Here is a 13,246-nt window from a genome sequence, read left to right on the forward strand (position 1 = left end):
CAGTGCTTTTACATTTCAAGAAGAAAATGAATTACATTTGAAAAAATAGATAATTGATAAAGTACAAATAAAAATTTTATTTATGAGAAAAGAACAACACCACAAAGGTTGGAACGAAATAAAAACTAACGATTCATGGGCCATTTTTAAAATAATGGGCGAGTTTGTTAATGGTTTTGAGAAAATGAGTAAAATTGGACCTTGTGTTTCTATTTTTGGTTCAGCTAGAACAAAGCCAGACCATAAATACTACAAACTTGCAGAAAGTGTAGCAAAAGGTATAGTTGAAGCTGGTTATGGTGTTATTACTGGTGGTGGCCCTGGAATTATGGAAGCCGGAAATAAAGGCGCACATTTAGGCGGTGGAACTTCGGTTGGTTTAAATATAGATTTACCTTTCGAACAACATGACAATCCGTATATCGACCCAGATAAAAGTTTAGATTTCGATTACTTTTTTGTTAGAAAAGTCATGTTTGTAAAATACTCTCAAGGCTTTGTTGTAATGCCTGGTGGCTTCGGAACTTTAGATGAACTTTTTGAAGCGATAACTTTAATTCAAACACATAAAATTGGTAAATTTCCTATTATTCTAGTTGGAACAGAATTCTGGGAAGGCTTACTAGGTTGGATAAAACAGACATTATTAGGCAGCTTCGGAAACATTAGTGAAAAAGATTTAGATCTTATTCATATTGTGGACACCGAAGATGAAGTAATTGCTATTCTAGATTCATTCTATAAAAATTCTGAGTTAAGTCCTAATTTCTAAGACGTCATATTTTAGTATATTGCAACGCCTTACATGACATTATTAACCGCTAATGCTATTGAAAATTGAGAATACGATTTCTTAACTGTATTATTTTTTTCGCTCTATGCTTATCTGCTTTTGGTCAAAATAAAATTGACTTAAAGGCCGATTTTGACATAGAAAATAGGCAAATAAAAATTTCTCAAACCATACAATATCACAATACTACTGATGATGTTCTTCAGACCATTTATTTAAACGATTGGAATAACAGCTATTCAACTAAAAAAACACCATTAGCTATTAGAATAGCCGATGAATATAAAAACGATTTTCATCTTGCAAAAAGTGAAGATAGAGGCTTTTCGGTTATTGCTTCAATAAAGCAAAATGATGAAGATTTAGTTTATACGCAGTTAAAAAATCAAACTGATATTCTTGAGGTAAAACTTAACGAACCTTTACAACCCAAGGCTTCTTATACCATTCACCTTGAGTATTTAGTTAAAATCCCAAAAGCTAAATTCACAAAATACGGTATCACTGATGAAGGCGATGTTAATTTAAGATATTGGTATATTACGCCGGCGGTTTATGACGGTGAATGGCACTACTTCAGCAATAAAGATTTAAACGATTTATACATTCCGAAGGCCGACGTTTTTTTAAATATTTTTTATCCAAATGGGTATGCGATTACTTCTGAATTAAATTCGAATACACCACTTCAACTGGATAACAAACAACAAGTTACTTTAGAAGGAAAAGATAGAATTAACAATAAACTTTTCTTGAGTAAAAACTCTAAATTCAAAATCCTTCAAACTGATGATTTTGCTATAGTTTCAGACATAAACGATGAAGGTTTAGAAATTATTGATAAAGTTTTAATAACCGAAAAAGTAACCGAGTTTATCTTCAAAAATTTTGGAGCATATCCTCATAAAAAATTATTATTAACTCAAATTGACAACGATTACGACCCTATTTATGGTCTAAATTTTTTACCGAGTTTTATTCAACCTTACCCTAATCATTTTCAATACGAATTAAAACTTTTAAAAGTAGCGCTGCACAACTATCTTGAAAACACACTGTTCATAAACCCAAGAACTGAACAATGGTTAATAGACGGTATTCAGATTTATTATTTAATGAATTATGTAGATGAGCATTACCCCGATATGAAGTTTTTAGGAACATTTGCCGATTTTTGGGGTGTTAGATCGTTTCATGCAGCCGATATGAAATTTAACGATAAATATGTTTTAGCTTATTTACTAATGGCACGTACCAACCGTGATCAACCGCTAACAATGGCTAAAGACTCTTTATTAAAATTCAATAAAAATATTGCAAATAAATATAAAGCTGGTGTTGGGCTCAAATACTTAGACGATTTTGTAAATAAAGATGTTGTTGAAAAAAGCATTCAATCGTTTGTAAAACAACATAAACTAAAATCTACTAGCCCTAGAGACCTTGAAACCTATTTAAAATCGAACACAGATAAAAATCTGGATTGGTTTTTTGAAGACTATTTAAACTCTAGAAAAAAAATAGATTTCAAAATAAGAAAAGTTAAAAAAACTGAAGATTCGATAACGCTTACCATAAAAAATAAAAGTGACACGAAAATGCCTGTTTCATTGTACAGTCTTTATAATGACAGTGTGATATCTAAACGATGGGTAGAAAACATAAAAGGAAGTAAAACCATTACCATTCCGCGTTTAGAAGCTAATAAGCTAGTGCTAAACTACGAAAACAAAATACCCGAATTTAACTTAAGAGATAACTGGAAATCGCTAAAAGGATTCTTTTTCAATAACAAACCGTTGCAGTTTAGAGTTTTTCAAGACGTTGAGGACCCATATTACAATCAAGTATTTTTTATGCCAACATTCGAGTTTAATAACATATATGACGGTTTTACCTTGGGTATCAAAACTTACAACAAAACGGTATTGCGCAAACTTTTTAATTATAAAATAGAACCTAGGTATGCTTTTAAATCTAAAACTATCACAGGTTCTGGAGCTGTTTTTAAAACACATTACATAAATGACAAAAACTTATTTGCTGTTCATTATGGTATTGCTGGTGGTTATAACTCGTATGCAGAAGATTTGTTTGTGCGTCAAATAACACCTTCTTTACAGTTTCAGTTTAGGCAAAATGATGATTTCAGATCGAATAAAAAGCAACTTTTAACCTTAAGGTATGTAGATATTCATAGGGATAAAGACGTTAATAATGTCTTAACTTCAACAACACCAAATTATAGTATTTTCAATATTAGATATATTAATTCCAATGATAATCTAATTAACTACAACAAGTGGTATACCGATTTTCAAATAGGCGAAAAGTTTAGTAAAATATCCTTTAACTACGAATACCGAAAACTACTAGAAAGTAATCGACAAATCAATATTAGAGCTTTTGCTGGAGCATTTTTAAAGAACAACACAGATTTAGGTTCTAATTACTTTAATTTCGCTTTAGACAGACCAACAGATTATTTATTCGATTATAATTACTTAGGACGTTCTGAAGCTTCAGGAATTTTTAGTCAACAATATATAGATGCTGAAGGTGGGTTTAAATCTAAATTGGAAAGCCCATTTGCAAACCAATGGATTACCACAATTAATGCAAGCACCACCATTTGGAAATATGTTTTAGCATATGGTGATATTGGTTTGGTAAAAAACAAATTTGATTCGGCAAAATTTGTTTATGATTCTGGAGTAAGAATAAATTTAGTAACCGATTATTTCGAAATTTATCTTCCTGTTTATTCTAATTTAGGTTGGGAAATTGGACAGCCTAATTACGACCAAAAAATACGTTTTAAGTTTACGGCAGATCCACAAGTACTTTTAGGATTATTCAGAAGACGCTGGTATTAATAGGTTTTAAATTGAATTATTTTCAATAAAATCCCCTTATTGATATATTTTAATTAATAAATTCATTAATTTTAGAATTATTTTAGGAATTTAGCAATGTTTTAACATTGAATTTAATTGCAAAAAAGCCTATTATTAACTACTTTTGCAAGACTAAAGCATGAACCAATGCAAACCTTAACCAACTTGAGTAACAACATTTCCTTCGACGATTTTAAAGCAGAAGTCCTTAGTGACTATAAAATTGCCATGATAAGTCGTGAGTGTAGTCTACTTGGTAGAAGAGAGGTGCTTACTGGTAAAGCAAAGTTTGGAATTTTTGGCGATGGTAAAGAAGTACCTCAATTAGCCATGGCAAAAGCTTTCATGAAAGGCGATTGGCGATCGGGTTATTATAGAGACCAAACCTTTATGATGGCTATAGGTGAAATTACCCCAGAACAATTTTTTGCTGGATTGTATGCCAACACGAACATTGAGTTAGAACCAATGTCGGCAGGTAGGCAAATGGGCGGGCATTTTGTGACCCATAGTTTAAATGACAACGGAAGTTGGAAAAACCTAACAGAACAATATAATTCGAGTGCAGACATCTCTCCTACTGCTGGACAAATGCCTCGTTTGTTGGGACTAGCTCAAGCCTCGAAAATATTCAGAAAAGTAAAAGGTATCGACACTACTAACTTTTCAGTTAATGGAAATGAAGTGGCATGGGGAACCATTGGAAATGCCAGTACTAGTGAAGGTTTATTTTTTGAAACCATAAATGCTGCAGGCGTATTGCAAGTACCTATGGTGATAAGCATTTGGGACGACGAATATGGTATTTCTGTTCATGCTAAACATCAAACAACAAAAGAAAATATATCTGAAATTTTAAAAGGATTTCAAAGAGATAAAGAAAATAATGGCTACGAAATTCTACGCGTCAAAGGTTGGGATTATGCGAATCTGGTTGCAACTTACCAAGAGGCTTCAGCTATTGCTAGAGAAGAGCATGTTCCTATTTTAATTCATGTGCAAGAATTGACACAGCCACAAGGTCATTCAACTTCTGGATCTCACGAGCGTTACAAATCACCTGAGCGCTTAGAATGGGAGGCAGACCATGATTGCAATGCTAAATTCCGTGATTGGATTATTGAAAGTGGCATTGCTACTAATGAAGTGCTTATTGATATTGAAAGAGCAGCAAAAAGAGATGTGAGAGAAGCTAGAAAGAAAGCTTGGAACACCTTTTTAAGGCCCATTAAAAAAGAACAAGTTGAGCTTGTTTCAATTTTAAGTCAAGTAGCATCTCAAAGCGTTAACGGCGTTTTTATTACCAAATTAAAAGATAGTTTAGAGCGTATAGACGAACCAACCCGAAAAGATATCTTATCGCATGCTAGAAAAGCATTAAGATACACTATTGGCGAATCATTTCATGATAAAAAAATACTGAGCAATTGGATTAATTCCAATATTGAAAGTACTCAGCCTAAATTTAGTTCGCATTTGTATTGCGAAACACAAGGTGCAAACACAAGTATCAAAGAAATTAAAGCGTCATATAATGACGATGCTGACCTTGTAGATGGAAGAGTTATTCTTCGTGATAATTTCGATGCGATTTTAACTAAGCATCCAGAGGTATTAATTTTTGGTGAAGACACAGGAAATATTGGTGATGTTAATCAAGGATTAGAAGGTCTGCAAGAAAAACATGGAGAACTTCGTGTGGCCGATACTGGTATTAGAGAAGCAACAATTATTGGACAAGGAATAGGTATGGCCATTCGTGGATTACGACCAATAGCCGAAATTCAATACTTAGATTATATTCTTTATGCTATTCAAATTATAAGCGACGATTTAGCAACACTACATTACAGAACAAAAGGGAAGCAAAAAGCACCTTTAATTATTAGAACACGTGGTCATAGACTAGAAGGCATCTGGCATTCAGGCTCTCAAATGGGTGGTGTTTTAAGTTTAGCCAAAGGGGTTAATTTATTAGTTCCTAGAAACATGACTAAAGCCGCTGGTTTTTATAACACACTCCTACTTGGTGACGATCCGGCTATTGTTGTGGAATGTTTAAATGGCTACAGACTAAAAGAAAAAATGCCAAACAATTTAGGGGCACTTAAAACACCTATTGGTGTTGTTGAAACCATAAAAGAAGGAACGGATATTACATTAGTTTCTTACGGTTCTACCTTGCGTATTGTTGAGCAAACAGCAAAAGATTTATTAGCTATTGGAATTGATGCCGAAGTTATAGACGTGCAATCATTAATGCCTTTTGATTTAAATCATGACATTGTAAAAAGCGTTGAAAAAACCAATCGGGTTATGATAATTGATGAAGATGTTCCAGGTGGTGCTTCAGCTTATATTCTTGATAAAATTTTAAACGAACAAAACGCTTTTCAATATTTAGATAGTTCTCCGAAAACATTAAGTGCCAAACCACACAGACCAGCGTATGGAAACGATGGTGATTACTTCTCTAAACCTTCAGCAGAAGATATTTTTGAAGCTGTTTACGAAGTCATGCACGAAGTGAGTCCTAATGATTTTCCTAAACTGAGATAAATAATTTTCAATACAAATCTTTAAAAAGCCATTGCACTAGTAATGGTTTTTTTATATTTATAAACTAATCGAAATTATGGATAACAAAAACCCATTAATAACTAGAGATTGGTTGGCTATAGAGCGTACCAAATTAGCTAACGAACGCACCTTTTTGGCCTATTTTAGAACCTTTATTGTCTTTTTAGGAACCGGAATTACCATACTTAAATTAGAATTTTTTTCTGAGATGAAATCCTTTGGTATCATCTTGTTAGTATTATCTCCTATTATTTTAATTATTGGATTAATCCGCTTATTTTCAGTAAAACGCACCATAAAAAAGCACTATAAAGTATAAATGAAAGCAGTATCCTTATCAGAAATAAAGAAAGAATTAAAAGTGCTTTCAAGCCAGGAACTTGAAGCATTATGCTTGCGCTTAGCACGTTTCAAAAAAGAAAATAAGGAACTCCTTACCTATTTATTATTCGAGTCACATAACGAAAGTGGATACATTGAAAGCGTCAAAAGCTATATGGATGAAGAATTCGAATTGATAAATACAGATAGTTTTTTTTACATAAGAAAAAGCACTCGGAAAATCCTGAGAAACGTTAAAAAGTTTGTGCGTTACTCTCAGAACAAAGAAACCGAAGTTGAGCTTCTACTCTACTTTTGTCAAAAACTGAAAGATTTTAAACCGAGTATCAACCGAAGTACACAATTAGTCAATATGTACAATCGTCAAATATTACTTTCCAAAAAAATCATTAACAGTTTACATGAAGATTTGCAATATGATTTTAATTTGATGTTGGAAGAATTATAATTTTCAATAAAATTTAATTGATTAAATACACGAGTGTTATTCACTCAATAATCCATCCACAAACCCTTCAAACTCCTTTTTAAAGCCAGTATACTTTTCACCTGTTGCGGGTCCGTTAAAACCTGTATGAATCTTTCTAACTTGTCCTTTTTTATCAATAAAAATAGTTGTTGGATAAGATAATACATGATTAAGCATAGGTAGTTTTTCATTGGCCTTTACCTTACTTGCAGAACCATATTGGGCTAGTAAAATAGGATACGTAATTCCAACATCTTGTTTTAATCGCTGAATGTTTCTAAACGCTTTTACCTGAGTTTTCACATATTCAAAAGCCAAAGCCACAAACTCTAAATCTTTATTTTTATGAGTTTTATAAAATTCAGAATAATATTTGCTTTCATCTAAACAATTGGGGCACCAGGTTCCCATAATTTGCACTACAACCACCTTATCTTTAAACCTTTCATCTTCTAAAGACACTGTACCTCCATTTTCATCTGGAAAAGAAAAAGTAAGGTTTTCATAACCTTCTTTTAAGTAGGTTAATTTATTAGCATCAGGCAATTCAAAAGTTTCATTTCGTATTGCAGTAAATGGTTCCTTCCAATGATTTCCTGAATAAAACATACCATGCATCATGCTATCTTTTACTTCCGCAGTAAATAGAAATGCATGTGCACCATCAAAAGTGGATAATTGCAATTGGTTTCCATACAAAACCCCTTCTAAAAATCTATAATCACCTGTGGTTGTTCTAAACGTTCCGGTAACTTTATTGCCGTCTTGCTTAAAAATTCCTTTAGCGATGTATTTGTCGTCTTTAACATCAGGACTAAAAACAGTTTCCCAGTTTCCCGAAATATTCACTTTTGGTTCTTCACTATTTTTAAATCTCGAATCGCCTTTTTCAGCCTTAAATGCCATATCTCGATTTAAACTGGGTATTTCAAAACGTCCTTTTAAACCCTCCTCATCTATTTTAGCGACAATTAACCCTTCAAAAACCGGCATTTGAATATGAACTGAATCATTGTCATAAGTAATATCTTTTACTTCTATCACTTCTTCAGCATTAATAATTCGCATTTCATTTTCTGATATTACCTCAAAATTAAATGGTAAATTCAAAGTATCATTCACCTTTAATTCTGCTCTATACCTACCTTTTTCAAGTGTTTTCAGTTTAGTATTTTGATGACAAGAATACATAAAAACGGCTAATATTATTACAAATATGTACTTCATAAGATGGATTTAAAATCTATTAAACGAAATTGAAGCAATATACTAACAAAATATGAGGCTTTATTTGAATGCTAGCTGCAATATTTTATCTTTGCCAGTTCAAATAGGATATTGATTTATGCGAATTTCATACAACTGGTTAAAACAGTTTTTAAAAACAGATTGGACACCAGAACAAACCAGCGAATTACTTACAGATTTAGGACTTGAAGTTGAAGGATTAGACAAATACCAATCGGTTAAAGGCGGTTTGGAAGGTGTTGTAGTTGGTGAAGTACTAACCTGTATAAAGCACCCAAATGCAGACAAACTAAAGTTAACTACAGTTAATGTTGGTGGTGATGCACCGTTACAAATTGTTTGTGGCGCTCCTAACGTTGCTGCGGGACAAAAAGTACCTGTGGCAACCATAGGAACTACTTTATACACTGAAGAAGGTGAAGCATGGACTATTAAAAAAGGTAAAATTCGAGGTGAAGAAAGTCATGGAATGATTTGTGCTGAAGATGAATTGGGTTTAGGAAAATCTCATGATGGTATTCTTGTTTTAGATGGAGATGTAAAGGTTGGTACGTTGGCCTCTGATATTTTTGACATTGAAAACGACCATGTTTTTGAAATTGGTTTAACACCAAATAGAGCCGATGCCATGAGTCATCTTGGTACCGCTAGAGATTTAAGAGCAGGCTTAATTCAGAAAGATATCAACCTTGAACTTATTACGCCATCTGTTAGTGCATTTAACGTAGCCAACAGAACTTTAAAAATAGATGTAGACGTTTTAAATAAAGATTTAGCACCAAGATATTGTGGTGTTACCATTTCTGGTTTAAAGGTTCAAGAGTCACCACAATGGTTGCAAAACCGACTTAAAGCCATTGGTTTGAGTCCGATAAACAATATTGTTGATGCGACGAATTATGTGCTTCACGATTTAGGGCAACCACTGCACGCCTTTGATGCCGTAAAAGTTTCAGGTAATAAAATTGAAGTAAAAACTTTAAAAACGGGTACCAAATTCACCACATTAGATGGTATTGAGCGCGAATTACATGAAGATGATTTGATGATATGCGATGCTGAAAAACCAATGTGTATTGCAGGTGTTTTTGGTGGTATAGATTCGGGCGTTACTGCACAAACTACAAGTATATTTTTAGAAAGTGCCTATTTTAATCCAGTAAGTGTTAGAAAATCTGCAAAACGTCACGGATTAAATACCGATGCTTCGTTTAGATTTGAGCGAGGCATCGATCCGAATATTTGTGAGTATGCATTAAAACGTGCAGCCTTACTAATTCAAGAGATTGCTGGAGGTGAAATTACAAGTGATATTATTGATGTTTACCCAAATAAAATTAAAGATTTTGAAGTTCGATTGAGTTTTGAAAATGCCGAAAAGTTAATTGGTGAAGAAATTCCGAAAGAAACGATTAAACGTATATTAACCTCCTTAGACATTAAAGTAAACAACGTTACTGAAACCGGATTAGGTATGACAGTGCCTGCATATAGAAATGATGTACAAAGAGAAGCCGATGTTATTGAAGAAATACTGCGTGTTTATGGCTATAACAACATAAAGACCACAACTAAACTTAACGCATCCATTTCAACAACATCGCGTTTTGAAGATTATAAAATTCAGAACATTGTAGGAGATCAATTGGTGTCTCAAGGGTTTTATGAAATTCTTTCAAACTCGCTTACTACACCAAATTACGTTTCTTTAAGTGAACAATTAAAAGAAGAGCACAACATTACTATGCTTAACCCTTTAAGCAATGATTTGTCTGTTTTAAGACAATCGCTGCTGTTTTCTGGTTTAGAAGCGGTTTCGTTTAACATTAATAGAAAACGATCGGATTTAAAATTATTTGAATTTGGTAAAACCTATCATAATTACAACGATAAACGTGAAGAATTTAAACATTTATCAGTTTTTATCACCGGGAATAAAACTTCTGAAAACTGGGTTGGAACAAACAAAACAAGTGATTTCTTTTTAATGAAAGGAATCATTAATTCGGTTTTAGAACGCTTGGGAATAACGAGACATAAAGAACACCCTATTACAAATGATTTGTTCTCAGAAGGATTGAGTTTTGCTCTCGGAAAAAACACCTTGGTAGATTTTGGTTTAGTAAAAAAGCCTATATTAAAACATTTTGATATTGCTCAAGAAGTGATGTATGCCAATTTTAAATGGGATACCATTTTAGAAGTTATTAAACACCATAAAATCAAGTTCCAAAGCATTCCTAAATACCCAGAAGTAAGACGCGATTTTGCGCTACTTTTAGATGATAACGTAACTTTCGAATCTATTTACAAGCTAGCAAAACAAAGCGAAAAACAGTTATTAAAACAAGTGAATTTGTTTGATGTGTATCAAGGCAAAAATTTACCTAAAGGCAAAAAGAGTTATGCCGTTAGCTTTACCTTACAAGATGAAAACAAAACACTTACAGATAAACAAATTGATAAAATCATGAACAAGTTGCAAACTACATTTGAAAAACAGCTTGGAGCAGAATTAAGATAACCTATAGTAAATTAATATTCAAGCCAACTTTCATGTTGGCTTTTTTTTTGAACGCATTTAATAATTTCGTATCTTTAAGAAGGAACCTTTTTAAATCATGAAATTATGTCTAATTACATCAGAGTTTTTACAGGAAATTTCATTGAAGTTCAGCGCATTTTCAAAGCATTAGAAGCAGTGGATATTTGCGCAATAATTAAAGATGAATCTGAATCTGGGAGATTAGCAGGTTTTGGTTCTTCAATTCAAGGCTTGCAAGAAATCCATGTTCATAAAGATGAACTAGCAAAAACACAACCTTTAATTGAATCTTTGACTTCAGAACTTGATGAAGCCTAATCTGCATTGATATCTATTATGTGATCCTTAATTTGTGTGTGTCTACTCCTATGCATCGCATTATGGTTTTAAACATAATAAGTCAGTTATAAGTCCAAAAAAAATATAAAAACAACAAATATGTCTGAATCCAATTATATTAAAATCTATACAGGAGATATACTAGTGGTACAACAAATTGTTTCTGAATTAGAAAAGCATGATATCATTCCTGTGGTAAGAGACGAGACTGACTCTGGCCTACTTCCAATATTTGGATCCTCAAACACCTTACTCCAAAAAGTTTCTGTCCATAAAGACGAACTCGATAAGGCGCTTAAAGCAATAGAGTCTATTATATCAGAACCACAAGAGTAATTAAGCTGTTACACCATACATTTTATCGCGTAACTCTTTGATTTTTTTATCCTGCATGTAATCATCAAAAGTGGTATAACGATCGATAATACCATTAGGCGTCAATTCCACAACACGATTGGCAACCGTTTGTGCAAATTCATGATCGTGTGTTGTAAACAATATGGTGCCTTTAAAGTTTTTAAGCGAGTTATTAAAGGCTGTGATACTTTCTAAGTCTAAGTGATTAGTAGGTTCGTCTAGCATCAATACATTTGCTCTCATCATCATCATTCTACTTAACATACAACGTACTTTTTCACCTCCAGAAAGTACATTCGATTTCTTTAAAGCTTCTTCCCCACTAAAAATCATTTTCCCTAAAAACCCGCGAATAAATACTTCTTCTCGCTCTTCTTCCGTAGTTGCCCATTGACGTAACCAATCTACTAAAGTTAGATTGTTTTCAAAAAACTCGCTATTATCAAGAGGAAGGTAAGATTGTGTGGTAGTTACACCCCAAGCATATTTACCAGCATCAGCTTTTTCATTTCCGTTTATAATTTGATAAAACGCTGTTGTAGCTCTCGAATCTCTAGAAAACACAACAACTTTATCGCCTTTCGCTAAATTTAAATCGATTTTACTAAATAGGGTTTCTCCGTCTAAACTTGCTGCTAATCCTTCAATGTTTAAAATTTGATCACCTGCTTCTCGGTCACGCTCAAAAATAATCGCTGGATAACGGCGACTGGTTCTTCTAATATCTGCAATATTAAGTTTCTCAATCATTTTCTTTCTACTAGTAGCTTGTTTACTTTTAGCAACGTTAGCAGAAAAACGACGAATAAATTCTTCTAATTCCTTTTTCTTTTCTTCAGCCTTTTTATTTTGCTGTGCATGCTGTCTTGCCGCTAATTGCGAAGATTCATACCAAAATGTATAGTTACCTGAATAATGGTTAATTTTTCCGAAGTCAATATCAGAAATATGAGTACAAACAGCATCTAAAAAGTGTCTGTCGTGCGAAACAACAATAACACAGTTTTCATAATTTGCTAAAAAGTTTTCCAACCAAGAAATGGTTTCATAATCCAAATCGTTGGTTGGCTCATCCATAATTAACACATCTGGATTACCGAACAAGGCTTGTGCCAATAAAACACGAACTTTTTGCTTTCCATCTAAATCTGCCATCAAGGTATAATGATGCTCTTCTTTAATACCTAAGTTTGATAACATGGCTGCGGCATCACTATCGGCATTCCACCCATTCATCTCTTCAAATTTCACTTGAAGTTCTCCAATCTTTTCAGCATTTTCATCGGTATAATCAGCATAAAGCGCATCAATTTCAGTTTTAATTTTAAACAATGGTTTATTACCCATTAAAACCGTTTCCAGAACCGTATGCTCATCATATAAACTATGGTCCTGCTCTAAAACCGACATACGTTTGCCAGCTTCTAATGAAACATGACCCGATGTTGGATCGAGTTTTCCAGAAATTATCTTTAAAAACGTAGATTTCCCCGAACCATTTGCACCAATAACGCCGTAGCAATTACCATTGTTAAAGGTTGTATTTACTTCATCAAAAAGTACACGTTTACCAAACTGTACAGAAAGATTTGATACTGATAACATATAGCAAATTTTAAATTTTTGCAAAAGTAGAAAATTCCGTTGGTTAGACGAAACTTAACGAGTCTATTTTT

At 33.1% G+C, this 13,246-nt stretch carries 10 protein-coding genes; 8 read left to right on the forward strand and 2 right to left on the reverse strand.

Annotation, left to right across the window (positions count from 1 at the left end; genetic code table 11):
- The first annotated feature begins 82 nt into the window (after window positions 1-82).
- The 5 genes from O5O44_RS10285 (at window position 83) to O5O44_RS10305 (ending at window position 7,060) form a co-directional block, all read left to right on the forward strand.
- Window positions 83-772 carry an LOG family protein gene (locus tag O5O44_RS10285; RefSeq protein ID WP_289194277.1) on the forward strand — a complete coding sequence of 230 codons (690 nt, stop codon included), beginning with the start codon at window positions 83-85 and terminating at the stop codon, window positions 770-772.
- 65 nt (window positions 773-837) lie between these two features.
- Window positions 838-3,669 carry a gluzincin family metallopeptidase gene (locus O5O44_RS10290; protein WP_289194278.1) on the forward strand — a complete coding sequence of 944 codons (2,832 nt, stop codon included), beginning with the start codon at window positions 838-840 and terminating at the stop codon, window positions 3,667-3,669.
- 168 nt (window positions 3,670-3,837) lie between these two features.
- The gene (locus O5O44_RS10295) at window positions 3,838-6,249 is read left to right on the forward strand and encodes an alpha-ketoacid dehydrogenase subunit alpha/beta (protein WP_289194279.1); all 2,412 of its coding nucleotides are present in this window, start codon (window positions 3,838-3,840) and stop codon (window positions 6,247-6,249) included.
- 76 nt (window positions 6,250-6,325) lie between these two features.
- Window positions 6,326-6,589 carry a DUF202 domain-containing protein gene (locus O5O44_RS10300; protein ID WP_289194280.1) on the forward strand — a complete coding sequence of 88 codons (264 nt, stop codon included), beginning with the start codon at window positions 6,326-6,328 and terminating at the stop codon, window positions 6,587-6,589.
- The gene (locus tag O5O44_RS10305) at window positions 6,590-7,060 is read left to right on the forward strand and encodes a hypothetical protein (protein ID WP_019387493.1); all 471 of its coding nucleotides are present in this window, start codon (window positions 6,590-6,592) and stop codon (window positions 7,058-7,060) included. It begins immediately after the preceding gene.
- A gap of 36 nt (window positions 7,061-7,096) precedes the next feature.
- Here the strand turns inward: O5O44_RS10305 and O5O44_RS10310 are convergent, their stop codons facing one another.
- Window positions 7,097-8,308, reverse strand: coding sequence for a TlpA disulfide reductase family protein (locus O5O44_RS10310; RefSeq protein WP_289194281.1), 1,212 nt, complete (start codon window positions 8,306-8,308; stop codon window positions 7,097-7,099).
- Window positions 8,309-8,426: 118 nt separating this feature from the next.
- On the opposite strand from O5O44_RS10310, the gene pheT reads away from it, so the two are divergent.
- The 3 genes from pheT (at window position 8,427) to O5O44_RS10325 (ending at window position 11,549) form a co-directional block, all read left to right on the forward strand.
- Window positions 8,427-10,853 carry a phenylalanine--tRNA ligase subunit beta gene (gene pheT, locus O5O44_RS10315; RefSeq protein WP_289194282.1) on the forward strand — a complete coding sequence of 809 codons (2,427 nt, stop codon included), beginning with the start codon at window positions 8,427-8,429 and terminating at the stop codon, window positions 10,851-10,853.
- A gap of 105 nt (window positions 10,854-10,958) precedes the next feature.
- Window positions 10,959-11,192 (forward strand): putative signal transducing protein, encoded by a 234-nt coding sequence (locus O5O44_RS10320; RefSeq protein WP_019387495.1) that lies wholly within the window; start codon window positions 10,959-10,961, stop codon window positions 11,190-11,192.
- Between the two features lie 120 nt (window positions 11,193-11,312).
- Entirely contained in the window at window positions 11,313-11,549 is a 237-nt protein-coding gene (locus O5O44_RS10325; protein WP_019387496.1) for a putative signal transducing protein, read from the forward strand.
- On the opposite strand, the gene O5O44_RS10330 is transcribed toward O5O44_RS10325, so the two are convergent.
- Complete coding sequence (locus tag O5O44_RS10330) at window positions 11,550-13,175, reverse strand: ABC-F family ATP-binding cassette domain-containing protein (protein WP_289194283.1); 1,626 nt, start codon at window positions 13,173-13,175, stop codon at window positions 11,550-11,552.
- Window positions 13,176-13,246 lie beyond the last annotated feature (71 nt).

This window comes from Algibacter luteus, assembly GCF_030344935.1.
In the GTDB taxonomy this organism is placed as follows: domain Bacteria; phylum Bacteroidota; class Bacteroidia; order Flavobacteriales; family Flavobacteriaceae; genus Arenitalea; species Arenitalea lutea.